Here is a 26,785-nt window from a genome sequence, read left to right as displayed (position 1 = left end):
ATTCCGTACAGGTCATCAACGCAGGTAATGCATCAGGACGCCCAGAAGGGCAATCAGGCCGATGATCATCGCGAAGGCGTAGTGATAGAGGAAACCGGATTGGGTGCGACGCAGCAGGTTGGCCGCCAGATCGATCAGGCGCGCCGAACCGTTGACCACCACACCATCGACCACATTCGTGTCGATCGCGCGCGAAACCTTGCCGAGCTTGATACCGCCGCCGGCGAAACCGCCGATCCAGAGCTTGTCGAAGCCGTACTTGTTCTCCAGCACCGACACGATCGGCGCGAAGGTCTTGCGGGCCTTGCCGGCCAGTTCCGGCTTCCACAGGTAGAACAGCGCCGCCAGCAGGAAGCCGACCACCGTCAGGATGAAGGCCGGGGCCATCATGCCGTGGATCGCGAAGGCCACCGGGCCGTGGAACTCTTCGGCCAGCGCACCGATGGTGTTGCGCGCCGGGTCGTAGAAATCAACGATGCCGGTGAAGAACGAATGCACCTGGCCCGGGATGGCGGCGTCGGCGTGGTCGCCGGCCCAGTCGGTGCCATACAGCATCGGACCGATGCTGAAGAAACCGATGACCATCGAGGGGATCGCCAGCAGGATCAGCGGCAGCGTCACCACCCACGGGGTTTCGTGCGGCTCATGCGCGCCATGGCCGTGGCCATGATCGTCATGATGCGCGTCGCCGTGGTGGGCGTCGGCGGCATGCGCGTCAGCGGCGTGGTGATCGTCATGGCCGTGACCGGCGTGCTTATCGTCATGGCCGTCGCCATGGGCATCATGCGCGTCGCGGAAGCGCTCCTTGCCATGGAAGGTCAGGAACAGCAGGCGGAAGCTGTAGAAGCTGGTCACGACCACGCCACCCAGCACCGCCCAGTACCCGTAGGTTGCCACCCAGCTCGAGGACACATGCGCGTGGTGCTGCGCGGCCTCGATGATGGTGTCCTTGGAGTAGAAGCCGGAGAAGAACGGGGTACCGACCAGGGCCAGCGTACCGATCCACATGGTGACGAAGGTGATCGGCATGTACTTGCGCAGGCCGCCCATCTTGCGCATGTCCTGCTCGTGGTGCATGGCGATGATCACCGAGCCCGCGCCGAGGAACAGCAGCGCCTTGAAGAAGGCGTGGGTCATCAGGTGGAACACGGCCGCCGAGTACGCCGACACACCCAGGGCGACGGTCATGTAACCCAGCTGGGACAGCGTGGAGTACGCGACGACGCGCTTGATGTCGTTCTGCACGATGCCGATCAGGCCGGTGAAGAACGCGGTGGTGGCGCCGATGAAGAGCACGAAGTTCAGCGCGGTCTGCGACAGCTCGAACAGCGGCGACATGCGGGTGACCATGAAGATGCCCGCGGTGACCATGGTCGCGGCATGGATCAGGGCCGAGATCGGGGTCGGGCCTTCCATCGAGTCCGGCAGCCAGACGTGCAGCGGCACCTGGGCCGACTTGCCCATCGCACCGATGAACAGGCAGATGCATATCACGGTGGCGACCGACCAGATCACCGGCTCGCTCATCACCGGGATGGAGGTGCCGAACAGATCGATCGTGCCCGACCAGATCTGGATCAGCGCATCCGGGTGGCCCAGCACCTGGGCGTTGGCGAACACGGTGGCGTAATCCAGGGTGCCAAACACCCACAACACGCCGGCGATGCCGAGGATGAAGCCGAAGTCACCGACACGGTTGACCAGGAAGGCCTTCATGTTGGCGAAGATGGCGGTCGGGCGCTTGAACCAGAACCCGATCAGCAGGTACGACACCAGGCCCACCGCTTCCCAGCCGAAGAACAGCTGCAGGAAGTTGTTGCTCATCACCAGGGTGAGCATCGAGAAGGTGAACAGCGAGATGTAGCTGAAGAACCGCTGGTAGCCCGGGTCATCCTGCATGTAGCCGATGGTGTACACGTGCACCAGGAAGGATACGAAGGTCACCACGACCATCATCATCGCGGTGAGCTTGTCGACCATGAAGCCGACGTGCGCCGAGTACTGGCCCACTTCGAAGAACGTATAGAGGTTCTGGTTGAACGGCTGGGCGCCGCCCCACAGCAGCATGTACAGCACGTAGCTGGACAGCACGCAGCTGACCGCCACGCCGAGGATGGTGACCGCCTGCGCGCCAGCGCGACCGACCTGACGACCGAACAGGCCGGCGATGATGCTGCCGAACAGCGGTGCGAGCACCACTGCGATCAACAGACTCTTGGAGAGAGTGATTTCCATCTACGGATCAGCCCTTCAGCGAATCGACTTCGCCGACATTGATGGTGCGGCGAGTACGGAACAGGGTTACCAGGATCGCGAGGCCGATGGCGGCCTCGGCCGCGGCCACGGTCAGGATGAAGAAGACGAACAGCTGTCCGGCCGTATCACCCATCTCACGCGAGAACCCGACGAAATTGATGTTGACCGACAGGAGCATCAACTCGACGGACATCAACAGCACGATGATGTTCTTGCGGTTGAGGAAAATGCCGGCAAGGCTGATGCAGAACAGCACCGCACCCAGCGCCAGAATGTGGCCAAGCGTGATCATGGCTGCGCCTCCTCGTTGCTGGACGGCTTGATATTGGTGTGCACGACCGGCTTCTCCACATCCATCTTGACGATGCGCAGGCGATCGCTGCCCTTGACCATGGTCTGCTCGGACGGGTTCTGGGTCTTCAGGCCGGTGCGGCGACGCAGGGTCAGCATGACGGCGGCAACCACGGCCACGGTCAGGATGACGGCGGCGAACTCGAACGGCAGCAGGTACTCGGTGAACAGGCTGCGGGCCAGCCAGGTGATGTTGGAGGTGTCGGCCGCCAGCGCGGCAGCGTTGTCGGCCGGGAACGGATTGACCGCCCTGCCCTTCACGCCGATCAGCACCAGCATCTGCACGAGCATCGTCACCGCCACCACCAGGCCCAGCGGCAGGTAACGTACCCAGCCCTCACGCAGGTTGGAGGGATCGATGTCCAGCATCATCACCACGAACAGGAACAGCACCATGACCGCGCCGACGTAGACCAGCACCAGCGCGACACCGAGGAACTCGGCCCCGACCAGGATCCAGATGCAGGCCACGGAGAAGAAGGTCAGGATCAGGCACAACACGGCGTAGACCGGATTGCGCACGCTGATCACCGCCGCAGCGGAAATGCCCGCCACGATGGAGAAGACCCAGAAACTGATATTTACCCAATCCATCATTCGACCTCAGCGGAAAGCGGCATCGGCGGCGCGACGCTCGGCGATCTCGGCTTCAAGCCGATCACCGATGGCCAGCAGCTGCGGCTTGGTAACGATGTTCTCGCCACGGTTCTCGAAGTGGTACTCGAGAATGTGGGTCTCGACGATCGAGTCCACCGGGCAGCTTTCTTCACAGAAGCCGCAGAAGATGCACTTGAACAGATCGATGTCGTAACGGGTGGTACGGCGGGTGCCGTCCTCGCGCTTGGCCGAATCGATGGTGATCGCCAGCGCCGGGCACACCGCTTCGCACAGTTTGCATGCGATGCAGCGTTCCTCACCGTTGGGATAGCGGCGAAGTGCATGCAGACCGCGGAAACGCGGCGACTGCGGGAACTTCTCCATCGGGTACATCATCGTGTACTTCGGCTTGAAGGCGTACTTCAGGGTCAGCCACAGACCACCGAGCAGCTCAAGGAGCAGCAGGCTTTTGAAGTAATGGGTAATTCGGTTCATCGCTTAGACGCCCTTCTGGATCACGCCGTAAAACACCATCAACGCCGTCACTGCAATCCAGAAGATGGTGAGCGGGATGAAGACCTTCCAGCCCAGACGCATGATCTGGTCGTAACGGAAGCGCGGGAAGCTGGCACGGAACCAGATGTAGGAGCTGGCGAAGAAGAAGACCTTCAGCAGCAGCCACGGCCAGCCGCCCTTCCAGATCCAGTCGATCCACGGCGAGATGTCTGCCGTGATCCAGCCCTGGAGCGGGCTCAGCCAACCACCGAGGAAGAAGATCGAGATCAGGAAGCTGATCAGGATCATGTTGGCGTATTCGGCCAGGAAGAACAGCGCGAATGCACCACCGGAGTATTCGACCATGTGGCCGGCCACGATTTCCGATTCACCTTCCACGACGTCGAACGGCGCGCGGTTGGTTTCGGCGACGCCGGACACCCAGTACACGATGAACAACGGGAACAGCGGCAGCAGGAACCAGTCGAACAGACCGGAGTTGCCCGCCTGCGCCATCACGATGCTGCTCAGGTTGAGGCTGCCCGAGGCGATCATCACGCCGACCAGGGCAAAGCCCATCGCGATTTCGTAGCTGATCATCTGCGCCGAGGCGCGCATGGCACCCAGGAACGCGTACTTCGAGTTGGAGGCCCAGCCGGCCAGGATGATGCCGTACACGCCCAGCGAGGTCATTGCCAACAGGTACAGCAGACCGGCGTTGGCGTTGGACAGCACGATCTGTGCGTCGAAGGGAATCACCGACCAGGCCGCGAAGGCCGGGCCCAGCGTGATCAGCGGCGCAAGGATGAACATCGCCTTGTGCGAGCTGCTCGGCTGGATGATCTCCTTGAACAGCAGTTTGAAGACGTCGGCGAAGGCCTGGAAGATGCCCATGCCGACATACATCGGGCCATGACGCACGTGCATCCAGCCGATCAGCTTGCGCTCCCAGACCACGTAGAAGGCCACCGAGATGATCACCGGCATGGCGATCACCAGGATCTTCAGGATGATCCAGAGCAGCGCGCCGATGTCGCCCAGTGACAGCAGCCACTGGTGCAGCGGGTCAACCGCGTTCAACAGCAATTCGTTCATGCAGCCACCACCGTTACGCGTGCGGCACCCAGCGGTGCGGTTGCACCGTGGCCCGATTCAATCCAGACCGAACCCGCGGCGACGCGGGCATCGACCACCACCGGCAGGGTGGCGCGACCGGCATCGGTGCCGACCTTGGCCATCTGCCCTTCGGCCAACTGCAGGCGGGCGGCATCGGCGATGTTGAGCACGATGCGCGGGGCGGTGTTGAGCGGATGCGACTGCAGTGCCTGGGCGCGACGGACCACCGCATCGGTGCGGTAGATCGCGGCGGTCGAGGTCACTTCCAGGCCCTCGCCTGCCACCGGCGTTGCCGCCGAGGACGAGACGGTGACGCTGACCGGCGCCAGGCTGGCGCGCAGGCCGGCCAGATCGGTGAACTCGAAACCGGCCAGCGACATCTCGCCGCCCAGTGCACGCAGCACACGCCAGCCTTCACGCGCCTCGCCCGGCAGCTTGCCGCCGGCACGGGCCGACTGCTCGCGACCATCGAGGTTGGTCAGGGTGGCATCCACTTCCGGCAGCGCGCCGATCGGCAGGATCACGTCGGCGATGTCGCGGGTCGAGGCACAGGCGAACTGGCTGAAGGCCACCACCTGGGCACCGGCCAGTGCCTTGCGGGCAGCGGCGGCGTCGGCGAAGTCCAGGCCCGGCTCGATGCCGTAGATGGCATAGGCCTTGCGCGGCTGCGCCAGCATGGCGTTGACGTCCTTGCCGGCCGGCAGCACGCCGGCGCGGGCCAGGCCCACGGCATTGGCGCCCTGCGGGATGCGGCACAGCTTGGCACCGGTCGCGGCGGCGAAATCACGCGCAGCGGCGCGGATCGCGGCGGCCTGCGGGTGGTTTTCGGCGATGCCACCGACGATCAGCACGGCGTTGCTCGCGCCCTTCACGGCGTCGCGCAGCGCGGCGTTGCCCAGTGCGTCGATGAAGGCCGACGGGGCGACGATCTGCTTGCTGGCCAGCTTGAAGGCGAAATCGAAGTCCACCGGATTGACGGCGTGGATCTTCGCGTTGCGCGTGGTCTGCGCCTTGCGCAGGCGGGCATGCAGCAGCGGCAGCTCGTGGCGGATGTTGCTGCCGAGCACGACGATGCTGTCCGCGCCTTCGATCTCGGCCAGCGGCAGGCCGAAGACTTCGGCGGTGGCGGCGTCGGAGAAATCGCGGTTGTTGATGCGGTGATCGATGTTCGTGGTGCCCAGGCCGGCGGCGAGACGGGCCAGCAGTGCACCCTCCTCGTTCGAGGCCGACGGGTGCACCAGCACGCCGAGGTCGTCACCCTGGTGGGCGGCGAAGATCTCCTTGGCTGCGGCCAGGCCTTCGGCCCAGCTCACTTCCTTCCACTCGCCATTGACCTTGCGCAGCGGCTTGACCGCACGGTCTTCGCTGTACAGGCCCTGGTGCGAATAGCGGTCCCGATCGGACAGCCAGCATTCGTTGACCGACTCGTTGTCGCGCGGCACCACGCGCAGTACTTCGCCGCGGCGCACGTGCAGGAACAGGTTCGAGCCCATCGCGTCGTGGTAGCCCAGCGATTCGCGCGCGGTCAGTTCCCACGGCCGGGCGCGGAACTGGAACACCTTGTTGGTCAGCGCACCGACCGGGCAGACGTCGACCACGTTGCCGGACAGCTCGGTGGTCAGCGGCTTGCCGTCGTAGGTGCCGATCTGCAGGTTCTCACCGCGGTACATGCCACCCAGCTCGTAGGTACCGGCAACGTCGGCCGTGAAGCGGACGCAGCGGGTGCACTGGATGCAGCGGGTCATTTCGGTGGCGACCAGCGGACCGATGTCCTCGTCGGGCACCACGCGCTTGCGCTCGTTGAAGCGGCTGACCGAACGGCCATAGCCCAGCGAAACGTCCTGCAGCTCGCACTCGCCGCCCTGATCGCAGATCGGGCAGTCCAGCGGATGGTTGATCAGCAGGAATTCCATCACCGAGCGCTGGAACTTCAGCGCCTTTTCACTGCGGGTGGCGACCTTCATGCCATCCATGACGGGCGTGGCGCAGGCCGGCGCCGGCTTGGGCGACTTTTCCACGTCGACCAGGCACATGCGGCAGTTGGCGGCGATCGGCAGCTTCTCGTGGTAGCAGAAGCGCAGGATCGGAATGCCCGCCTTGTCGGCGGCCTGGATGATCATCGAGCCCTTGGGCACGACCAGGGACTGGCCGTCGATTTCGACGGTCACATGATCCGGTGGCACGCTCGGGTTTACGGGTTGCGCGCTCATGCGGCGGCTGCCTCCACCTTCTTGCCGTCAACCATCGAATGACCGTTGACGATGTAGTACTCGAATTCGTCCCAGAACTGGCGCAGGAAGCCCTGGATGGGCCATGCCGCCGCTTCACCGAACGCGCAGATGGTGTGGCCTTCAATCTGGCCGGCCACCGTCTTCAATTGATGCAGGTCTTCCATCGTGGCCTTGCCGGCGACGATGCGCTCCAGCACGCGGTGCATCCAGCCGGTGCCTTCACGGCACGGGGTGCACTGCCCGCAGGATTCCTTGTGGAAGAACTGGCTGATGCGGCAGGCGAACTTGACGCAGCAGACGCTGTCATCCAGCACCACGATGGCGCCCGACCCCAGACCGGTGCCCAGGGCACGCAGGGTGTCGTAGTCCATCTGCAGGCCCTTGAGCTCTTCAGCCTTCAGCACCGGCATCGAAACGCCGCCCGGGACCGCGCCCTTGAGCGTGCGGCCCGGCTTCAGACCACCGGCCATTTCCAGCAGGTCGTCGAAGGTGGTGCCCAGCGGCACTTCGAAGTTGCCACCCTTCTGCACGCAACCGGAGACCGAGAAGATCTTCGGACCGCCGTTCTTGGTCAGGCTCAGGCCTGCGAACCATTCCGGGCCGTTGCGGATGATCGCCGGCACCGAGGCATAGGTCTCGGTATTGTTGATCGTCGACGGCTTGCCGTACAGGCCGAAGTTGGCCGGGAACGGCGGCTTGTAGCGCGGCTGGCCCTTCTTGCCTTCCAGCGATTCCATCAGCGCGGTTTCTTCGCCGCAGATGTAGGCGCCGGCACCCAGCGCACCGTAGATGTCGATGTCCACGCCGCTGCCGAGGATGTCCTTGCCCAGCCAGCCGTTCGCGTATGCGTCGGCCAGGGCCTGCTCGAAGTTCTCGAACGGCTCGTGGTGGAACTCACCACGCAGGTAGTTGTAGCCCACGGTCGAGCCGGTGGCGTAGCAGGCGATCGCCATGCCTTCCACCACCGAATGCGGGTTGTAACGCAGGATGTCGCGGTCCTTGCAGGTCCCCGGCTCGGATTCATCCGAGTTGCACAGGATGTACTTCTGCATGGTGCCCTTGGGCATGAAGGACCACTTCAGGCCGGTCGGGAAGCCCGCGCCGCCACGGCCGCGCAGGTTGGACTGCTTGACCATCTCGATGACCTGCTCCGGCGAGATCTTCTCTTCGAGGATCTTGCGCAGGGCAGCGTAGCCGCCGGTCTTGAGGTAGCTTTCATACGACCACGGAGTGTCGTAATGCAGGGTGGTGTAGACCACCTGGTGCGGCAACGGTGCGGGACCGACCGGACCACTGGGTGCGTGATGATGTGCCATGTCTTACTCCAACCCGTCCAGCAGCTCGTCGACTTTCTCGACGGTCAGGCGCTCGTGGTAATGGCCATTGATGACCATCATCGGCGCACCTGCGCAACCGGCCAGGCATTCTTCTTCGCGCTTGAGGTAGATGCGGCCATCGGCGGTGGACTGACCGGTCTTGCACCCGAGCTTCTTCTCGGCGTGCGCGACCAGGTCTTCGGCACCGTTCAACCAGCAGCTGATGTTGGTGCAGAAGGCGACGTTGTGGCGGCCGACCTTCTCCAGTTCGAACATCGAGTAGAAGCTGGCGACCTCGTAGGCCCACACCGGCGGCAGATCCAGGTACTTGGCGACGCCGGCGATCAGCTCGTCGGTCAGCCAGCCCGCATTCTGTTCCTGTGCGGCGTGCAGGCCCTGCAGGACAGCCGAGCGCTTACGATCCGGCGGGAACTTGGCCAGCCAGTGATCGATGTGCGCACGGGTCTTGTCATTCAAGACCACCATCGGGTCGACGTCACGCGCCGCCTCGAAATTACCTGTCGCCTTCATCGGCCGACCTCAGCGAATACGAAATCGTTAAAAACCAGAGCCTGCAGCGCCGGCAGCAGCCGGCGGGTGTCAGGCGTCGTGCAAGCGGATGCGATCACCGGTCCACCTCGCCGAACACCAGATCGTAGGTGCCGATCATGGCCACCACGTCGGCGAGCATGTGCCCGCGCACGATCGAGTCGATCGAGGACAGATGGGCGAAGCCCGGCGCGCGCAGATGCACGCGGAACGGCTTGTTGGCACCATCGGACATCAGGTAGCAGCCGAACTCGCCCTTGGGCGCTTCGACGGCGGCGTAGGTTTCGCCGGCCGGGACGCAGTAGCCTTCACTGAACAGCTTGAAGTGATGGATCAGCGCTTCCATGTCGTCCTTCATGTCTTCGCGGCTGGGCGGCGCGACCTTGAAGTTCTTGACCATGACCGGACCCGGATTGGCCTTCAGCCAGGTCACGCACTGCTTGATGATGCGGTTGGATTCGCGCATCTCGGCCACGCGGCACAGGTAACGGTCGTAGCAGTCACCTTCCTTGCCGAGCGGGATGTCGAACTCGACCGCGTCGTACTTGGCATACGGCTGCTTCTTGCGCAGATCCCAGGCAATGCCCGAGCCGCGCAGCATCACGCCGGTCATGCCCCAGGCATGGGCCAGTTCCGGGGTGACCACGCCGATGCCGACCGTACGCTGCTTCCAGATACGGTTGTCGGTCAGCAGGGTTTCGTATTCGTCGACGCGCTTGGGGAATTCAACGGTGAAGTTCTCCAGGAAATCCAGCAGCGAACCTTCGCGCGAGGCGTTGAGGTTCTTCAGGGCCTTGCCCTTGTGCCAGCGCGATTCCTTGTACTTGGGCATGTGGTCCGGCAGGTCGCGGTAGACGCCGCCCGGACGGTAATACGCCGCATGCATGCGCGCGCCGGAGACCGCTTCATAGCAGTCCATCAGCTCTTCGCGCTCGCGGAAGGCGTACAGCATGACCGCCATCGCGCCCAGATCGAGCGCGTTGGACCCCAACCACATCAGGTGATTCAGGATGCGGGTGATTTCGTCGAACATGGTGCGGATGTACTGGGCACGCTCGGGCGCCTCGATCCCCATCAGGGTTTCGATCGCGCGCACATAGGCGTGCTCGTTGCACATCATCGACACGTAATCCAGGCGATCCATGTAGCCGATCGACTGGTTGAACGGCTTGGACTCGGCCAGCTTTTCGGTACCACGGTGCAGCAGGCCCACGTGGGGGTCGGCACGCATGATGGTTTCGCCGTCCATTTCCAGGATCAGGCGCAGCACACCGTGCGCGGCCGGATGCTGCGGGCCGAAGTTCATCGTGTAGTTGCGGATCTCCTGCCGGAGTTCGGCCGGATTGCTCGCAAAGGCCTGGCTGGCCTGGTGGAATTCACTCACTTGCTTGCCTCCGTCTGCGCGCTTTCGCCGGCAGCGGTCTGGAAACGGGCGTCGTCACGGATGACACGCGGCACGCCGACGCGCGGCTCGACCGAGGTTACCGGCTCGTAGATCACGCGCTGCTTCTCTTCGTCGTAGCGCACTTCGACGTTGCCGATCAGCGGGAAATCCTTGCGGAACGGGTGCCCGACGAAACCGTAGTCGGTCAGGATCCGGCGCAGGTCCGGGTGACCTTCGAAGATCACGCCGAACAGATCGAACGCTTCGCGCTCGAACCAGTTCAGGCCTGGCCAGATGTTGGTCAATGACGCGACCACCGGCAGCTCCTCGTTCGGCGCAAAGCAACGGATGCGCATCGTGAGGTTGTGCTGGTAGGAACGCAGCTGGGTAACCACGGCGAAACGCTGCAGCGGGATCGGCTGCGGCTGGGCGCCATCGCTGGTTTCGCGGGTGGGGAATTCACCCCAGGCGAAACGGCCGACGGACTTGCCCTCCACGCCACGGCTGAAGCCCTGGGACGACACATCGGCCGTATCCCATTCGTCGCTGCCATAGCCGAGGTAGTCCAGGCCGCACAGGTCAACCGCCTGCTCGAAACCGAATTCGTCGCGCAGCGCCAGAGCGGTGGCATGCCAGTCAGCGGCGGGCACTTCCAGCGTCACTTCGCCGCGGGGTTCGACCACGAAGACCTGCGCACCTGCGAAACGTGCGGAAAGTCGGTCGATGAAGGAATGTGCTTGCTCTGCCATGGGGGCTTGGCGTGCTCTTGTCAGGAGGGATGTCAGCGGGCGATGGTCTGCGTACGCCAGATCTTCTTCTGCAACTGCAGGATCCCGTACACCAGCGCTTCGGCGGTAGGTGGGCAGCCGGGGACATAGATGTCCACCGGCACCACGCGGTCACAGCCACGCACTACTGCATAGGAGTAGTGGTAGTAGCCGCCACCGTTGGCGCAGCTGCCCATCGAGATGACCCACTTCGGGTCCGGCATCTGGTCATAGACCTTGCGCAGGGCCGGAGCCATCTTGTTGACCAGGGTGCCGGCCACGATCATCACGTCGGACTGACGCGGCGACGGGCGGAACACCACACCGTAACGGTCAAGATCCAGACGCGCCGCACCGGCGTGCATCATTTCCACTGCGCAGCAGGCCAGACCAAAGGTCATCGGCCACATCGAACCGGTACGCGCCCAATTCAACAGCGCATCGACGCTGGTGGTCACGTAGCCCTTTTCGAGCAGGGGGTTGTCGCCTTCGGGGCGCAGGATGTCATCGACCCGCCCTTCCGGGACCGGGTTGTTCATCAGGCCGTCGAGCGTCTGAATTACTCCCATTCCAGCGCTCCCTTCTTCCAGACGTAAATGAAACCGAGGAAAAGCATGCCTACGAAGAGGCCCATCGTGACCAGCGAACGTGCGCCGAGTTCCATGAAGACCTGGGTCCACGGCACGATGAAGATGATTTCCAGATCAAATACGATGAACTGAATCGCGATCAGGTAGTAGCGCACATCGAACTTCATGCGCGCGTCCTCGAAAGCCTCGAAGCCGCATTCGTACGGCGAGAGCTTTTTAAGATCAGGACGTCGGGGACCGAGGAATCGGCCAACCAGCATCAGCGCAACGCCGATACCGGTGGCAACGATCAGAAACAGCAGAGACGGCAAATATTCGGCCAGCACAGCGATTCTCTCTTGCCTCTGCCGCTGCGCCTGCAGGCGCTTTGGCATGGGGGAGTGGACGGATACCGCTACCTGGCGCTTTGCGCGCCAGACGAACCCGCTTACAAACAAATGGTGCCCAAGAGGGGACTCGAACCCCTACGACTCTCGTCGCTACCACCTCAAGGTAGTGCGTCTACCAATTCCGCCACCTGGGCTTACGATCGCACCGGTTGTTCTCCAGTGCGCCGCATATTGTAACCGTCTTCAGCGAGTCTGGGTGCCTTCCGAAGGCTTTTCTTCACCAGATTTCGGCGTTTCCGCCTGAGCCGGCACAGTGGCCGACGGAACAGGCTGCTGCGACGGGGTTTCCGGGGCCTTCGGCACGACCGGAAGCTCGCCTGCCGGCGCGACTGGCGCACTGGCGGCCGGCGCCGACATCAGACCCAGATCCTGCTGCGCCGCCGGGCGCGAGCCATGGCTGGCGTACCAGGCCATGAAGAGGCTGATGCCGAAAAACACCACGGCCAGCCACTTGGTCGACTTGGACAGGAAGTTGGACGCGCCACGCGCGCCGAACACAGTGCCCGAGGCGCCGGCACCGAAACCCGACCCTGCGGCCGCGCCGGAACCACGCTGCATCAGGATGAGCGCGATCATGGCCACTGCGACCAGCACGTAGACCACATTGAGGATCAACATCAGCATTTCGAATCCGTCCTCGGACATGTCGTGCCGGCGGTTGGGCCGACAACGTAACTAATTAGCGCCCCGCCGCCGCGGCAGCGATGGCAAGGAAGTCCGCGGCCACCAGGGAGGCGCCGCCCACCAGCCCACCATCGACATCGGGCTGTGCGAACAGTTCCGCGGCGTTGTCGGGCTTCACGCTGCCGCCATAGAGGATCGACAGTGAATCCGCAATTCTAGCATCGAGCTTGGCCACTTCGCCACGGATGAACGCGTGGACCTGCTGGGCCTGCTCCTTGGAGGCGGTCCGGCCGGTACCGATGGCCCAGACCGGCTCATAGGCGACCACGGCCTGGGCGAAGCCGGCGGCGCCGACCAGTTCCAGCACCGGGGCGAGCTGGGCGGCGATGACCGCCTCGGTCTGATGGGCCTCGCGCTGTTCAAGGGTTTCGCCCACGCACAGGATGGGGGTCAGGCCGGCATGCAGGGCGGCGGCGAACTTGCGCGCGACCAGCTCACTGCTTTCGGCATGGTACTGGCGGCGTTCGGAGTGGCCGACCAGGCCATAGCGGGCACCGACTTCAGCCAGCATGGTGGCCGAGACTTCGCCGGTGTAGGCGCCCTTTTCGTTGCTGCTGACATCCTGGGAGCCAAAGGCGACGGCGCGCCCTTCGAAGGCTTCGACCAGTTCGCCCAGGTACGGGAGCGGCGGCAGGACCACGACTTCGACGCCCTGCAGGGGGAGGTCGGCAACCAGGTCACTGACCAGGTCGGTGGCGAATTGGCGGCTGCCGTGCAGCTTCCAGTTACCGGCGACGATCTTGCGGCGCATGGCGGGGCTCCTTTGGGTATCAGCCGGCCATGATAACGGATGCAACGAAATGGCGTTGGCGGGAAAACGCTTACATTTCAATTGGATATTTATTTTTCGTTGCGGCCCCAAGTCAACAGCAAGGGCGACGGGGCCGGTGGACGTGCCCGGACTGGGCGGGCGTGGGTGGGTTGGCGGGACACGCCGTAAACCCCGCTCCGCGTCCCGGCTGGGCATGGCAGCGCTCGCCCAACACGGGGCAGCGAATAGCCAAATGCAACCAGGGCAGCAATGTTTGGAGCCAGCCAGAGGCAGGCAATACGCGAAACGAAGAAGGCCGCCTTTCGGCGGCCTTCGTTCTTGCTCCGGTAGGATCGCTTACTTCAGCTTGATCTCGCGCAGGCGCTCTTCCAGGAAGCCGTGGGCGGTGATCGGCTCCGGGTAGCGGCTCGGGTTTTCCGGGGTGATGCAGGTCGGCAGCACGTCGATCAGGAAATCCGGGTTCGGGTGCAGGAAGAACGGCACCGAATAACGCGGCTGGCGCGCCTGCTCGCCCGGGGGATTGACCACGCGGTGGATCGTCGAGGGATACACATGGTTGGTCAGGCGCTGGAGCATGTCGCCGATGTTGACCACGATGGTGTCCGCGTCCGAGGTGAACGGCACCCACTTGCCCTCGTGCGACTGCACTTCCAGGCCGGCGGCGCTGGCGCCGACCAGCAGCGTGATGAAGTTGATGTCGCCATGGGCACCGGCGCGCACGTTCGGGATGTTCTCCGCGGTGATCGGCGGGTAGTGGATCGGACGCAGGATCGAGTTGCCGTTGTTGGTCTTGTCGGCGAAGAAATCCTCCGGCAGGCCAATGTGCAGGGCCAGCGCCGACAGGACGCGCGAACCCAGCGTGTCCAGCGCCTGGTAGATGGCGTAGCCGCGTTCACGGAAGTCCGGGACCTCGCTCGGCCACAGGTTCGGGGCCATCACGTCACGGTACTTGGAGTCGTCCGGGATCTCACGACCGATGTGCCAGAACTCCTTCAGATCGAAGTGCTGCGAACCCTTGGCGGTCTCCACGCCGAAGGCGGTGTAGCCGCGCGCGCCGCCGCTGCCGGGCACGTGGTACTGGCGCTTGGTCTCTTCCGGCAGCGCGAAGAAGGCCTTGAAGACCTCATACGCGGCGTCGATGTCGGCCTGCGGAATGCCGTGGTTGCGGATGCCAGCAAAGCCCCATTCGCGGTAGGCCGCACCCAGCTCGGCCACGAACGCGTCGCGGTCGGTGTCAAAACGGGTGATATCGAGGGTGGGGATCTGGCTCACAGCGATTCCTGCTTGTTCATGGTGGTCGGTGGGCCAGCTGTGGCCCGGCTGAACATTGTGCCAGATCGGGCCAACCCCGCCACCGATACATTGATACAAACCGATACAATGCGCGCGCCCAGACGGCCAGAACGGGCTAACGGCGACGCTCACGCGCCGCCCCTTTTACTCCCAGCGTCGCCCGGTCCGCCTCATGGATGCCCTGCCCTCCCCTCATCGCCGACGGCGTTGCGCTGGCTCACGCCGGCAGGGCCCAGCGTGTGGCCGATGGACCCGCATGACCTTCCACCCACGGCACCGCACAGCGCATGGGATGCGCTGGCGCGATCCCGCAGGCAATGACGATGGCCGCCCGCGAATGCCACGGGCGCTTTTCCACACATGGACTGTCCACCGATGAACGTGCCACTGAAAATTCTCCATACCGAGGCTGCCAAGGGATTTGGCGGGCAGGAGATCTACATCTATCGCCACATGCTGGCCATGCGCGAGCGCGGCCATGACGTCTCCCTGCTCTGCCAGCCCGGCGCCCGCCTGGGCGAGATGGCGCGCGAAGCCGGCTTCACCGTCCACGCGCTGAAAATGGGCGGCCTGCTGCGCATGCTGCGGGGGATCTGGTCAGTCTCGCGCCTGGTGCGCCGCCAAGGCTACGACGTGGTCAACACCACCAGCCGCCGCGACAGCCTGATCGCCGCTGCCGGCGCACGCCTGGGCGGCACGCCACTGGTGGTGCGCTCGCGCCACCTGATGAGCCCGATCAACTCGCTGCTGACCTACACCGGCCTGCCCCACCGGGTGATGACGGTGAGCAGTTTCGTGAAGAAGCTGATGGTCAGCCGCGGCATCGAGGACGCGCACGTCGGCATCGTCCCGCCGATCGCAGTACCGCCGCAGTGGTCGCAGATCGCCAAGCGCGATCCTTGGCAGTGCCTGCAGGACACCCGCGCGGACGTGCGCGCGGAGCTGGGCTTCAACGACGAACAGATCGTGGTCGGCTGCGTCGCGGTGCTGCGCGAGCCCAAGGGCCACCTGGAACTGCTGCAGGCCATGGCGCCGCTGTGCCGCGCCGATGCGCGCGTGCAGCTGGTGATCGTCGGCGACGGCCAGCCGGTGATGGACCGCCTGATCGCCCTGCGCGAGCAGCTCGGCATCGCCGCCCAGGTGCACTTGCTGGGCTACCGCCAGGGCGCTTGCCGGCTGATGACCGGTTTCGATATCTTCGCCCTCGCTACCCACAAGGAGGCAGCCGGCACGGTGTTTCTCGAAGCGGCGTACGTCGGCGTGCCGATCGTCGCCACGCGCGTGGGCGGCGTGCCGGAGATGGTGGTGGAAGGCAGCAACGCCCTGCTCGCGCCGCTCGGCGATCAGGCTGCGTTGACCAACGCACTGCGCACCCTGATCGAGCAGCCCGACCGCCGCCAGCAGATGGGCCTGGCGGGCTGGGAGTGGATGCGCAGCGCCCACCGTTTCACCCCGACCGGTCACACTGAAGCGACCGAACACTATTACCACCAGTGGTTGAAGGAACTGGGCCATGGCCAACGCTAGATCCGTCCCGGTGCTGATGCACCACCATGTCTCCCCCTCTCCGGGGATGATCACGGTGTCGCCGGAGAACTTCGAAAGCCAGATCGCCTGGCTGGCGGCCAACGGCTGGACCTCGCTGACGCTGGACCAGTACGCCGGCTTCCTCGCTGGCAAGCCGACCCCCGCCAAGTCGATCGTGATCACCTTCGATGACGGCTACCTGGACAACTGGGTGTACGCGCACCCGATCCTGGCCAAGTACGGCATGCACGCGGTCGTGTTCGTGGTCACCGGCTGGATGGGCGAAGGCGATGTCCGCCCGCATGCCGGCCAGGCCGGCGCCACCCTGCCCGCAACGCCGGACCATCGCGGCTGCGAGGCGGCGATCCTGCGCGAGAACCGCCCGGACGAGGTGATGATGCGCTGGAGCGAAGCGCGCGCGATGATCGCCGCCGGCACGTTCGAGGTGCACTGCCATACGCACACGCACACGCGCTGGCTCAAGCAGGATATCTCCCGCGAGCACAAGCGCCAGGGCATCAGCGGCGACCTCTCGGTGGCACGCGAAGTGCTGCAGCAGCAGCTGGGAACGGTCTCGGACACGCTGTGCTGGCCGTACGGCGATTTCGACGAGGACTACGTGCAGATCGCACGGGCGCAGGGCTTCAACTACCTGCATACCACCCATCCGTTCGGCCGCAACGTGGTCGGCGGCGATCCGGGGCACATCTATCGGTTCGCGATCCGCAACCGGCCGGCGAGCTGGCTGCGCAAGCGCATCGCCTACAGTTACCACCCGTTGATCGCACCCCTGTTCAATCGCTTCAAGGCGAAGAAAAAGAAGATGGTGGCGGGGCCGTAACGCGCCACCGCGCTGCAACGAAAACGCCCCGGTCTCCCGGGGCGTTTTCAGTTTCCGGCATCCTGCCCGGCTCAGGCCGCGGCAGCTGCCTTCACCGCTGCCGAGAGGCTGTCCAGCGTGGACTGCATCAGCTCTGCGCTGTCTGCCTCGACGGTGACGCGCACCACCGGCTCGGTGCCCGAGGGGCGCAGGAACGCACGCCCACGCCCTTTCACTGCCTGCTGCGCAGCCGCCAGCGCGGCCTGCACGCTCTCGGCCTGCACGGTCGCCTTGGCCGCGCCCTGCAGACGCACGTTGACGGTCTTCTGCGGCACCTTGTTGAGCACCGACAGCACCTGGCGCAGCGAGGTCCCGTCACGGCGCAGCACTTCCAGCACCTGCAGCGCGCTGACGATCGCATCACCGGTGGTGGCGCGATCCAGGCACAACAGGTGACCGGAGGCTTCGCCGCCGAGCACGCCATTGTTTTCCACCAGGGCCTGATGCACGTAGCGGTCGCCGACGTTGCTGCGCTGGAACGGGATGTTCAGCCGTTCCAGTGCCTGCTCCAGGCCAAAGTTGGTCATCAGCGTACCGACCACCGGGCCATGCAGTCGCCCACTGCGCTGCCAGGCCTGGGCCAGCACGAACAGCAGGTCATCGCCATCGACCGGATTGCCCTGGTCATCGGCCATCAGCACGCGGTCGCCATCGCCGTCGAAGGCGATACCGAAATCGGCCCCAACCTCACGCACTTTCGCCGCGAGATTGTCGATGTGCATCGAGCCGACGCCATCGTTGATGTTCAGGCCGTTGGGCGCATCGCCGATGCTGATCACCACCGCGCCCATCTCGCGGAACAGCAGCGGGGCGACGTGGTACGTAGCACCGTGCGCGCAGTCGAGCACGATCTTCAGCCCGCGCAGATCGAACCCGCGCGGCACGCTGGCCTTGCAGAATTCGATATAGCGGCCAACCGCATCGCGGGCACGCATGGCCTTGCCCAGCCGCTCGGACTCGACCGTGGTGAACGGCGCATCGAGCGCGGCCTCCAGCGCCAGCTCGGTGGCGTCATCGAGCTTCTCGCCATCGGCGGAGAAGAATTTGATGCCGTTGTCGTAGTGCGGGTTGTGCGAGGCGCTGATGACGATACCCGCATCCGCACCGAGGGTGCGGGTGAGGAAGGCCACCGCCGGCGTCGGCATCGGGCCGAGCAGCTGCACATCGGCGCCGGCGGCGACCAGCCCGGCTTCGAGTGCGGCTTCGAACATGTAGCCGGAGATACGGGTGTCCTTGCCGATCACCACCACCGGGCGGTGCCCGTTGCGCTCGGTCAGCGCACGCCCGAGCGCATTGCCCAGGCGCAGCACGAAATCGGCGGAGATGACGCCCTCACCGACCTTGCCGCGGATGCCGTCGGTGCCGAAATACTTGCGCGACGCCATCAGGCCGCCGCATCCGGTGCGGGTGCGGGCTGACGCGCCAGCATGGCCAGGATCTCCGACAGGCGGTCGCGCATCTCGCGGCGGTCGCAGATCTGATCGATCGCACCGTGCTCGAGCAGGAACTCCGAGCGCTGGAAGCCTTCGGGCAGCTTTTCGCGCACGGTCTGCTCGATCACGCGCGGGCCGGCGAAACCGATCAGTGCCTGCGGCTCGGCGATGTTGATATCACCCAGCATCGCGAACGAGGCCGACACGCCACCGGTGGTCGGATGGGTCAGCACCGAGATGTACGGCAGCCCGGCATCGCGCAGGCGACCCAGCGCGGCCGAGGTCTTGGCCATCTGCATCAGCGAGAACAGGCCTTCCTGCATGCGCGCGCCGCCACTGGCGGAGAAGCACACGTAGGGCGCGCCGATCTCCAGCGCCTTTTCCGCAGCCAGCGAGAAACGCTCACCGACCACCGAGCCCATCGAGCCGCCCATGAAGGCGAAATCGAAGGCCGAGGCAACCAGCGGGCGGCCCTTCATCAGGCCCTGCATGGCGATCAGTGCGTCGTACTCGCCGGTGTTCTTCTGCGAGGCCTTGATGCGCTCGCTGTACTTTTTCTGGTCCTTGAACTTGAGCAGGTCCGTCGGTCCCAGGCGCGCACCGATCTCGGTGGTGCTGTCCGCATCGAACAGCGCGGCCAGGCGCGCACGCGCGCGGATGGCCATGTGATGGCCACACTTGGGGCAGACTTCCAGGTTCTCTTCCAGCTCAGGACGGTAGAGCGCGCTGCCGCAGCTGCTGCACTTCTCCCACAGGCCCTCGGGGACGCTGCGCTTTTTGCTGGGGACGTTGTCGGTGCGGATGCCAGACGGCATCAACTTGCTGAGCCAACTCATGCGGGATGCTACTTCCGTTCAGGGCGGCCCGGGGGCCGCAAAGGCGGACAGTCTAGCTCACCGTTTCCATGCTCGGGCACCCCCCGGCGGTTGCCGGGGGGCTGACGTAAACCATTCTGGTACGTACGTTTACGTGCTTCAGGCGGCGTCGAGGGCACGTCGCAGCGGCGTGAGGAATGCCTGCGCGGTTGCTGCCGCAGCCGTGGCGTCGGGCGCCTCACCCAGTGCAGCCACCAGCGCACTGCCTACCACCACGCCATCGGCCTCCACGGCCATGGCCGCGGCACTGGCCGCATCCTTGATCCCGAAGCCGGCCACCACCGGCACGCTGGAGCGGCGGCGCAGGTCGCGCAGGCGGGCACTGGCCGCACTGCTGTCCAGGCGTTCGGACGCGCCGGTCACGCCGGCGAAGCTGACGTAATACAGGTAGCCCTGGGCCATCGCGGACAGCGTATCCAGGCGGGTATCGGCGGTCGTCGGCGAAGCCAGCAGGATCAGCGCCAGGCCGGCCGCGGTGAAGATCTCGCGGGTTTCTGCCGCTTCTTCCGGCGGCAGATCGACCAGCAGGATGCCGTCCACGCCGGCGGCGATGGCGGACTGCGCGAAGCGGGCCGTGCCGTGGATCTCGACCGGGTTGAGGTAGCCCATCAGCACCACCGGGGTAGTGGCGTCGTCCTTGCGGAACGCGGCGACGGTTTCCAGCACATAGCGCAACCCTGCCCCACGGGCCAGCGCACGCTCGGAGCTGCGCTGGATGGTCGGGCCGTCGGCCATCGGGTCGGAGAACGGCACCCCGAGCTCGATCACGTCCGCACCGGCGGCGGCCAGTGCATGCATCACCGGCACGGTAGCCTCCAGGCCTGGATCGCCGGCGGTGATGAAGGGGATCAGCGCCTTGCGGCGCTCATCGCGCAGGCGGGCAAAACAGGCATCGATACGGTCCACGGACATCTCAGGCACATCCTTCAATCAGTTCAACGGCGCCACTGGCGCCCCAGTACAGCTTCGATATCACCCCGTCGAAGATCTCCAGCCGGATCGCCAGATCCGAACCGGGGTCCTGCCAGGTCAGGTACTCGCCCGTTTCCGGGTCATAGGCATGCGGTGCGCGCGTACTGCCGGGCGGCAGACGCTTGAGCGCTTCATCCAGCGTCATGCCCAGGCGCAGCCCGAACGGCCCCGGCTGGGTGATGGCCTCGTAGGATTCCTCGATCGGGGCCAGCTCGAAGCGCTGCACGTGGTCCTCCTCGACCATCATCGAGACGCCTTCGGGCAGGTTGCCACGCTCGTAGTACTCGCAGGCGCCGCTGGGCTCGCCTTCGCTCAGGCCGGCCGAATGCCACGGGCCATCGGCGGCGAGCTCGGTGAAGCGCTGCCCGATCACCACATCGCCGGCATGATCCAGCGCGACCGAGACTACCGACGGCGCAGCGTCATCCACAACGGGCGCATCGGCAGCCTTGGGCGGTTCCGGCGCGTCCTCGATCGGGCGGTTGGCAATGTCATCGTCATTGCTCGCCAGCTGCCGCGCCGGCGCCACCGCGCCCACAGGCGCGGCAGGGGCCGGCAACACCGGCGGATCCGGCGGCGCGCAGCCGGTCAGGCCGACCACCATCAGCAGCGCACTTCCCTGGCGCAGCAGCGGATTCACAGAACGAGACCCTCGCGGGCAGCGATGGTGTGCACGTCTTTGTCGCCACGGCCGGACAGGTTGCACAGCACCAGCTTGTCGCGCGGCAGATCGCGCGCGATCTTGATCGCCTGGGCCACCGCATGGCTGGATTCCAGCGCGGCCAGGATGCCTTCGCTATGCGCCAGTTGATGGAACGCGGCCAGCGCTTCGTCATCGGTGATACCGACATACTCGGCGCGGCCGGCATCGGCCAGGAACGCATGCTCCGGGCCGACGCCCGGATAATCCAGGCCGGCCGAGACCGAATGGGTTTCGGTGATCTGGCCGTCGTCGTCGCAGATCACATAGGTGCGGTTGCCGTGCAGCACGCCCGGGCGACCGGCCGCGATGGAGGCAGCATGGCGCCCGGTCTCGATGCCGTCGCCGGCGGCTTCGGCGCCGACGATGCGCACGTCGCGGTCGTTGAGGAAGGCATGGAACAGACCGATTGCGTTGCTGCCACCACCGACGCAGGCGGTGATCGCATCGGGCAGGCGGCCGTAGTCGGTCAGCATCTGCGCGCGCGCTTCACGGCCGACGATCGCGTTGAAGTCACGCACCATGCGCGGGTACGGGTCCGGGCCGGCGACGGTGCCGATGATGTAGAAGGTGTCGCGCACGTTGGTGACCCAGTCGCGCATCGCTTCGTTGAGTGCATCCTTGAGCGTGGCCGAGCCGGAGGTGACCGGCACCACCGTCGCCCCGAGCAGCTTCATGCGGTAGACGTTGATCTTCTGCCGTTCGATGTCGGTGGCACCCATGTACACCACGCATTCCAGGCCCAGCCGGGCGGCCACGGTGGCACTGGCCACGCCGTGCTGGCCGGCGCCGGTCTCGGCGATGATGCGCGTCTTGCCCATCCGCGCGGCGAGCAACGCCTGGCCGATGGTGTTGTTGATCTTGTGCGCGCCGGTGTGGTTCAGGTCCTCGCGCTTGAGCAGGATCTGCGCGCCGCCGACCTGCTGGCTGAGGCGCTCGGCGTGATAGATCGGGCTGGGACGGCCCACGTAGTGGGTCAGGTCCTTGTCGTAGGCGGCGATGAAGGCCGGATCGCGCCGCGCTTGGTCATAGGCGGCCGCCAGCTCCTGCAACGGTCCGATCAGGGTCTCGGCGACGAAACTCCCGCCATAGCGGCCGAAATGGCCGTTGGCATCGGGGTAGGCGTGGAAATCGACGATGGGGGAGACGGGGGAAGCAGACATAGCGCGACAGCCGGTGGAGACAGGCTGCCAATTTAACGCACCTGTCATGACAGGAATATCGATAATATCTGCCACGACCTGTCAGGAAAACTCACATGACCGACGGACCGTTGCCCCCGCTCAATGCCCTGCGCAGCTTTGAAGCGGCCGCGCGGCTGGGCGGGGTTGGCCGTGCCGCCGAGGCACTGCATGTCACCCATGGCGCGATCAGCCGCCAACTGCGCCTGCTGGAGGAACACCTCGGCGTCGTGCTGTTCCAGCGCGAAGGGCGTGGGCTGCGCCTGACCCGCGCCGGCGAGGATCTGCAGGCCGCCTGCGAAGGCGCGTTCGAGCAGATCCGCGAGGCGGTGGTGGCGCTCAAGCGCCAGCAGCGGCCCGAAGCGTTGGTGCTCGGCTGCAGCGGCAGCATCCTGGCGCGCTGGATGATTCCCCGCCTGCAGGCGTTGCAGACCGCCCTGCCCCAGCTGCCGCTGCATTGGTCCGCCCAGGACGGGAGCTTCACCGCCGGGCAGCAGGGCCTGGATGCCGTACTGCTGCTCGCCCAGCCGCCGTGGCCACGCGGCTGGCAGGTGCGCGAGCTGGCGCCGGAGCGGGTGGGCGTGGTGGTGAGTCCGCAGCACCCGGCCGCGGCGCGGCTGGCGCATCAGCCGCCCGCCTCCTTGTTGGGCGAATCGCTGCTGCATACGACCTCACGTCCGCAGGCGTGGCCGGCCTGGGCCCTGTCGCATGGGCTGGAGCCGGCACAGCTGCAGCTGGGCAGTGGCTTCGAGCATCTGTATTACCTGCTGGAAGCGGCGGTTGCCGGACTGGGCGTGGCGATCGCGCCAGAACCGCTCGTGGCCGATGAGCTGGCCGCCGGCCGGCTGCTGGCACCCTGGGGATTCGGCGCGACCGGGGGGTTTTGGGTACTGGCAACGCCGGAGGGTGCGGCCGATCCGCGGGTGGATGCGCTGGCCGGGTGGCTGCAGGAGCAGCTGAAGGGGTGAGTGCGCGGGTGTATCACGTTGCCGGCCAGCGGCCGGCACTACCAGGTGCTGGGTGCCAGGCCCAGGGTGGGCGGATCAATCCGCTTCGTGGCAATCGGCGCGGCGCACTTCTTCGACGAACTTGCGCATCTTGTAGCCGTCCTTGATACCCGGTTCGGACTCGATGCCACTGGATACATCCACGCCCCACGGCAGCGTGGCCACGATCGCGTCGAACACGTTGTCCGGGGTGATCCCGCCGGCCAGCAGGAACGGCCGGTGCAGGCCGGTCGGCAGGCGGGTCCAGTCGAAGGCCACGCCCGTGCCACCGCCGCCACCGGGGGCGTGGCTGTCGAAGAGGAAGCCGGCCGCGCTGGGATAGCGCAGCTGCAGCTGACGGGCATTGACCTCGTCCTTGCCGCCCATCGCCACGGCCTTCAGGTACGGCATGTTGAAGCTGCGGCAGAACGATTCGTCTTCGTCACCGTGGAACTGCAGCAGGGTCGGCCGCACAGTGCGCAGCACTTCGCGCACCTCTTCCTTGGTGTTGTCGCGGAACAGGGCGACCACGTCGACCATCGGGGCGATTGCCTGGCGCATGGCGCGCGCCTCGGCCGGCGCGACCCGGCGTTTGCTCTCGCGGGCGAAGATGAAACCGACCGCGTCCACGCCGAGCTCGCCGGCCAGGCGCACATCGCCGGCACGGGTCATGCCGCAGAACTTGATACGGGTGCGGTAGAAGGAGCGGCTCATAAGGTGACCTCGGCAGGCAGCTGCCAGTTGTCGGGGTACAGGGGACCAACGAAGACCAATCCCTGCGGCGGGGCAGTCGGGCCGGCCACGGTGCGGTCGCGCCCGGCCAGCAGTTGCCCCATCCACGCGACCGGCTGCTCACCACAACCGACCAGGATCAATGAACCGACGATATTGCGCACCATGTGATGAAGGAATGCATTGGCCTGAACGGCGACCTCCACGACCTCGCCCTGACGGGTCACCGAGAGCGACTGCATGTGCCGGCGCGCGTGCAGGGCCTCGCACTGCACGCTGCGGAAGGCGCTGAAGTCGTTCTCACCCAACAGAGCCTGCCCGGCCGCGTGCATCAGCTCGGCATCCAGCGGCCGGCGCTCCCAGCTCAGGGTCTGCCGATAGAGTGCCGGGCGGACCTGGCGGTTGAGCAGACGGTAGCGGTAGCGGCGCGCGCGCGCGGAGAAGCGCGCATGGAACTCGTCGGCCACCGGTACGCACCAGCGCACAGCGATGGAGCGCGGCAGGCGCGTGGTGGTGCCCAGCATCCAGCTGCGCGGATCACGCACGACATCGGTATCGAAATGCACGACCTGGCATTCACCGTGCACCCCGGCATCGGTACGCCCCGCACACACGACCTGGATCGGCGCATTGGCCACCGAGGACAGCGCATCCTGCAGGCTGGCCTGCACGCTTGGGCAGCCGCTCTCACCGAGCTGCTGCCAGCCTTTGAATTCGCTGCCGTCGTATTCCACGCCCAGTGCGTAGCGCATGGTGAACCTCAATGGTTTGGGGGGGCCGGCGCAGGCGCCGGGTAGTGCATCAGACGGCGTCGCGCTCGGACCATACGGCCAGCTCGTTGCCGCCGGGCTCCACGAACTGGAAGCGGCTGCCACCGGGGAAGGCGAACACCGGTTTGATGATCTGCCCGCCTTGGGCAAGCACGGCCTCGAGCATGGGCTGCAGATCATCGGCGTAGATCACCAGCAATGGCGCGCCGCCAGCGGAGGCCGTCTGCGGCTCAGCGCGGAAGAAGCCGCCCTGGAAACGGCCATCGTCGAAGGCGGTGTAGTCCGGGCCGTAATCCACGAACGACCAGCCGAACACCTGCTCGAAGAAGTGGCGGCTGGCGGCGGGATCGCGCGAGGCGAACTCGACATAGTCCAGGCGCCGTTCGCGGGCGGCCAGCGGGCGGGCGTCGCTCATCCCAGTCGCGCCAGCAGTTCGCGCGCCTCGGCCTGGCTGTGCGGGTCGGCGCCGACGGCCACTTCGTGCAGCAGGGTCCGCGCGGTCTCGGCATCGCCGAGGTCCAGGTAGGCGATGGCCAGTTCCAGTCGATCACGACCGGGGCTGCCGATGGGCGCGGTGGGCGCGTTGTCGGCGACCGAGTCGGCACTATCGAGGGTGACGTCATGGCCGGCAGTCACCGGCGCAACGTCGGCCGCGAGGGTGTCATCGCTTTCGACTGCTGGACGTTCGGCAGTGGCCGTTTCATCGGGGAATTCGAACACGCCGCGGAACGACGGCTGCGCGGCAGCTTCCAGCGCATGCGCTGGCGGCTCGATCAGCGGCGTCGGCTCGCGGAACAGCGCCTCATCCACGTTCACATGCTGAGCGTCGGCCTCGATGCTGTACGCAGACGCCGCCGTCGCCTCTACCTCGGGCAACACCGGTGCTTCGTCCGTCGCGGTCGCACTCCAGCGAGGATCGTCGAGGGCATCATGCGGATCGGCGTCGTGCGTGGATGACGCCAGCGGGAAGACCGGCTCGCGGCGCAGCCCGGCGTAGACGTCGGCCTCTGCAATGGTCTCTTCGTCGGGCACGCGCTGCGCGTCCTCCTGCTGCGCGGCCAGTTCGTCCACATAGTCGGCCGCGGGGACGGCCGCGGCCAATGCCGCGCCATCGAGCCCATCGCGCGACAGCGGCGGCAGCGGCGATGGCTTGCGGCGGCGTACCAGCGCCCATCCACCGACCACCAGCAGCAGCACGACCAGGCCCAACCAGTACCAGCCACCGCCGGCGCTGTCACGCGTGCCGGGTGCCTGCTCCAGGCGCTGTTGCGCAGCGGCCAGATCGTTGTCCTTCATTGTGATCAGCGACTGCTGCTGAGCCTTGAGCTTTTCCAGCTCGGCCACGCGTTCGCGCAGTTCCTGGATCTCGGCATCGCGCGTGGCGACGTCTTCCTTGGCCTGTCGCAGTTGTTCGTTACCCAGCATGTCGCCCTCGGTGCCGGCAGCGGTGCCGGTGGTTGTGCCTGCGGTGGTGCCGGCGGCGGCGACGGCCGGCGCGATTTCCAGGCGTGCGCCCTGGCCAGCAGCGGTCGGTGCGGCCGGGGCCGGAGACGGCGCGGCGGCCACCCCGCTGTCGGCGGGCTGCGGGGTCGCCGCGCGCGACTGCCGCCATTGCGCGGTGTGCTCGCGCACAATCGCCGCAGCCTGTTGTGCATCGATCTGGGCAAGCCCATCGGCGCCCGGCGTGCGCAGCACCGCACCCTGCTTGAGCAGGTTCACGTTGCCACGGATGAAGGCCTCGGGGTTGGCCCGCAGCAGCGCGATCATCGCCTGGTCGCGGTTGATGCCCTGCTCGCGCGCCAGCGGACCGGCGATCTGCGAGAGCGTCTGTCCGCGCTGGACGGTGACGCTACCATCGGCGGCGACGGGCGCGGCCGGGGCGGCCTGTGCAGCCCTCGGCGCGGCCGGCCGGGGTGCGGCGGCGGGTTCAGCACGGCGC

At 65.9% G+C, this 26,785-nt stretch carries 27 protein-coding genes and 1 tRNA gene; 3 read left to right on the top strand and 25 right to left on the bottom strand.

Annotated features, from left to right (window positions below):
* Positions 1-15: 15 nt before the first annotated feature.
* From nuoL to QMX81_RS09560, 16 genes are all read right to left on the bottom strand, one after another.
* Positions 16-2,235 carry an NADH-quinone oxidoreductase subunit L gene (nuoL, locus tag QMX81_RS09635; RefSeq protein WP_282260949.1) on the bottom strand — a complete coding sequence of 740 codons (2,220 nt, stop codon included), beginning with the start codon at positions 2,233-2,235 and terminating at the stop codon, positions 16-18.
* A 7-nt stretch (positions 2,236-2,242) separates the two neighbouring features.
* Positions 2,243-2,548 (bottom strand): NADH-quinone oxidoreductase subunit NuoK, encoded by a 306-nt coding sequence (nuoK, locus tag QMX81_RS09630; RefSeq protein ID WP_282260947.1) that lies wholly within the window; start codon positions 2,546-2,548, stop codon positions 2,243-2,245.
* Positions 2,545-3,201 carry an NADH-quinone oxidoreductase subunit J gene (locus tag QMX81_RS09625; protein WP_121041162.1) on the bottom strand — a complete coding sequence of 219 codons (657 nt, stop codon included), beginning with the start codon at positions 3,199-3,201 and terminating at the stop codon, positions 2,545-2,547. Before QMX81_RS09625 ends, nuoK begins: the two co-directional genes overlap by 4 nt.
* Before the next feature lie 9 nt (positions 3,202-3,210).
* Positions 3,211-3,699 carry an NADH-quinone oxidoreductase subunit NuoI gene (gene nuoI, locus QMX81_RS09620; RefSeq protein ID WP_121038409.1) on the bottom strand — a complete coding sequence of 163 codons (489 nt, stop codon included), beginning with the start codon at positions 3,697-3,699 and terminating at the stop codon, positions 3,211-3,213.
* 3 nt (positions 3,700-3,702) lie between these two features.
* Positions 3,703-4,794, bottom strand: a complete 1,092-nt coding sequence (gene nuoH, locus QMX81_RS09615; protein WP_121038412.1) for an NADH-quinone oxidoreductase subunit NuoH — start codon at positions 4,792-4,794, stop codon at positions 3,703-3,705.
* The gene (gene nuoG, locus QMX81_RS09610) at positions 4,791-7,025 is read right to left on the bottom strand and encodes an NADH-quinone oxidoreductase subunit NuoG (protein ID WP_282260942.1); all 2,235 of its coding nucleotides are present in this window, start codon (positions 7,023-7,025) and stop codon (positions 4,791-4,793) included. Before nuoG ends, nuoH begins: the two co-directional genes overlap by 4 nt.
* Positions 7,022-8,362, bottom strand: a complete 1,341-nt coding sequence (gene nuoF, locus QMX81_RS09605; RefSeq protein ID WP_123730636.1) for an NADH-quinone oxidoreductase subunit NuoF — start codon at positions 8,360-8,362, stop codon at positions 7,022-7,024. The genes nuoG and nuoF overlap by 4 nt, the downstream gene beginning before the upstream one ends.
* A 3-nt stretch (positions 8,363-8,365) precedes the next feature.
* On the bottom strand, positions 8,366-8,893 hold the full coding sequence (gene nuoE / locus QMX81_RS09600) for an NADH-quinone oxidoreductase subunit NuoE (RefSeq protein WP_121038421.1): 528 nt from the start codon (positions 8,891-8,893) through the stop codon (positions 8,366-8,368).
* Positions 8,894-8,987: 94 nt separating this feature from the next.
* On the bottom strand, positions 8,988-10,295 hold the full coding sequence (locus QMX81_RS09595; protein ID WP_121038424.1) for an NADH-quinone oxidoreductase subunit D: 1,308 nt from the start codon (positions 10,293-10,295) through the stop codon (positions 8,988-8,990).
* Complete coding sequence (locus tag QMX81_RS09590; protein WP_121038427.1) at positions 10,292-11,044, bottom strand: NADH-quinone oxidoreductase subunit C; 753 nt, start codon at positions 11,042-11,044, stop codon at positions 10,292-10,294. Before QMX81_RS09590 ends, QMX81_RS09595 begins: the two co-directional genes overlap by 4 nt.
* Positions 11,045-11,076: 32 nt before the next feature.
* A complete protein-coding gene (locus QMX81_RS09585) occupies positions 11,077-11,631 on the bottom strand; it encodes an NADH-quinone oxidoreductase subunit B (protein ID WP_019182677.1) in 555 nt (184 codons plus the stop codon).
* A complete protein-coding gene (locus QMX81_RS09580) occupies positions 11,622-11,978 on the bottom strand; it encodes an NADH-quinone oxidoreductase subunit A (protein WP_026069699.1) in 357 nt (118 codons plus the stop codon). Before QMX81_RS09580 ends, QMX81_RS09585 begins: the two co-directional genes overlap by 10 nt.
* Positions 11,979-12,090: 112 nt before the next feature.
* Positions 12,091-12,175, bottom strand: a tRNA-Leu gene (locus QMX81_RS09575).
* Positions 12,176-12,224: 49 nt separating this feature from the next.
* Positions 12,225-12,665, bottom strand: coding sequence for a preprotein translocase subunit SecG (secG, locus tag QMX81_RS09570; protein WP_121041164.1), 441 nt, complete (start codon positions 12,663-12,665; stop codon positions 12,225-12,227).
* Positions 12,666-12,720: 55 nt separating this feature from the next.
* Complete coding sequence (gene tpiA / locus QMX81_RS09565) at positions 12,721-13,476, bottom strand: triose-phosphate isomerase (RefSeq protein WP_121038430.1); 756 nt, start codon at positions 13,474-13,476, stop codon at positions 12,721-12,723.
* A 357-nt stretch (positions 13,477-13,833) separates the two neighbouring features.
* The gene (locus tag QMX81_RS09560) at positions 13,834-14,769 is read right to left on the bottom strand and encodes a 2-oxoglutarate and iron-dependent oxygenase domain-containing protein (protein WP_152154493.1); all 936 of its coding nucleotides are present in this window, start codon (positions 14,767-14,769) and stop codon (positions 13,834-13,836) included.
* A gap of 396 nt (positions 14,770-15,165) precedes the next feature.
* On the opposite strand from QMX81_RS09560, the gene QMX81_RS09555 reads away from it, so the two are divergent.
* Together QMX81_RS09555 and QMX81_RS09550 are read left to right on the top strand one after the other, a co-directional pair.
* Positions 15,166-16,317 (top strand): glycosyltransferase family 4 protein, encoded by a 1,152-nt coding sequence (locus QMX81_RS09555; protein ID WP_121038436.1) that lies wholly within the window; start codon positions 15,166-15,168, stop codon positions 16,315-16,317.
* The gene (locus QMX81_RS09550; RefSeq protein ID WP_121038438.1) at positions 16,304-17,158 is read left to right on the top strand and encodes a polysaccharide deacetylase family protein; all 855 of its coding nucleotides are present in this window, start codon (positions 16,304-16,306) and stop codon (positions 17,156-17,158) included. Before QMX81_RS09555 ends, QMX81_RS09550 begins: the two co-directional genes overlap by 14 nt.
* A 71-nt stretch (positions 17,159-17,229) precedes the next feature.
* On the opposite strand, the gene glmM is transcribed toward QMX81_RS09550, so the two are convergent.
* The 5 genes from glmM to trpB all read right to left on the bottom strand — a co-directional run bounded on the left by glmM (position 17,230) and on the right by trpB (position 22,340).
* Complete coding sequence (gene glmM, locus QMX81_RS09545; protein ID WP_152154498.1) at positions 17,230-18,582, bottom strand: phosphoglucosamine mutase; 1,353 nt, start codon at positions 18,580-18,582, stop codon at positions 17,230-17,232.
* Positions 18,582-19,466 (bottom strand): acetyl-CoA carboxylase, carboxyltransferase subunit beta, encoded by an 885-nt coding sequence (gene accD, locus QMX81_RS09540; protein ID WP_019182669.1) that lies wholly within the window; start codon positions 19,464-19,466, stop codon positions 18,582-18,584. Before accD ends, glmM begins: the two co-directional genes overlap by 1 nt.
* A gap of 138 nt (positions 19,467-19,604) precedes the next feature.
* Positions 19,605-20,411 carry a tryptophan synthase subunit alpha gene (trpA, locus tag QMX81_RS09535; RefSeq protein WP_183073746.1) on the bottom strand — a complete coding sequence of 269 codons (807 nt, stop codon included), beginning with the start codon at positions 20,409-20,411 and terminating at the stop codon, positions 19,605-19,607.
* A 7-nt stretch (positions 20,412-20,418) separates the two neighbouring features.
* On the bottom strand, positions 20,419-21,117 hold the full coding sequence (locus tag QMX81_RS09530; protein WP_282260923.1) for a hypothetical protein: 699 nt from the start codon (positions 21,115-21,117) through the stop codon (positions 20,419-20,421).
* The gene (gene trpB, locus QMX81_RS09525; protein WP_121038450.1) at positions 21,114-22,340 is read right to left on the bottom strand and encodes a tryptophan synthase subunit beta; all 1,227 of its coding nucleotides are present in this window, start codon (positions 22,338-22,340) and stop codon (positions 21,114-21,116) included. The genes QMX81_RS09530 and trpB overlap by 4 nt, the downstream gene beginning before the upstream one ends.
* Positions 22,341-22,435: 95 nt before the next feature.
* On the opposite strand from trpB, the gene QMX81_RS09520 reads away from it, so the two are divergent.
* Positions 22,436-23,326 (top strand): LysR family transcriptional regulator, encoded by an 891-nt coding sequence (locus QMX81_RS09520; protein WP_282260920.1) that lies wholly within the window; start codon positions 22,436-22,438, stop codon positions 23,324-23,326.
* Positions 23,327-23,401: 75 nt separating this feature from the next.
* Here the strand turns inward: QMX81_RS09520 and QMX81_RS09515 are convergent, their stop codons facing one another.
* From QMX81_RS09515 to QMX81_RS09500, 4 genes are all read right to left on the bottom strand, one after another.
* Positions 23,402-24,058: a phosphoribosylanthranilate isomerase gene (locus tag QMX81_RS09515; RefSeq protein ID WP_088433287.1), complete on the bottom strand. Its 657-nt coding sequence runs from the start codon at positions 24,056-24,058 to the stop codon at positions 23,402-23,404.
* A complete protein-coding gene (gene truA / locus QMX81_RS09510) occupies positions 24,055-24,828 on the bottom strand; it encodes a tRNA pseudouridine(38-40) synthase TruA (protein ID WP_282260917.1) in 774 nt (257 codons plus the stop codon). Before truA ends, QMX81_RS09515 begins: the two co-directional genes overlap by 4 nt.
* A 49-nt stretch (positions 24,829-24,877) precedes the next feature.
* Positions 24,878-25,261: a VOC family protein gene (locus tag QMX81_RS09505; RefSeq protein WP_121038459.1), complete on the bottom strand. Its 384-nt coding sequence runs from the start codon at positions 25,259-25,261 to the stop codon at positions 24,878-24,880.
* Positions 25,258-26,785: FimV/HubP family polar landmark protein (locus QMX81_RS09500; protein WP_282260909.1), on the bottom strand; the 1,528-nt coding region annotated here is incomplete at its 5' end. The genes QMX81_RS09500 and QMX81_RS09505, both read right to left, overlap by 4 nt.

It is taken from the genome of Stenotrophomonas sp. PS02301 (assembly GCF_029959485.1).
Classification (GTDB): domain Bacteria; phylum Pseudomonadota; class Gammaproteobacteria; order Xanthomonadales; family Xanthomonadaceae; genus Stenotrophomonas; species Stenotrophomonas maltophilia_Z.
Note: the sequence above shows the minus strand (reverse complement) of the source record. Positions and strands in the feature narration are given on the sequence as shown.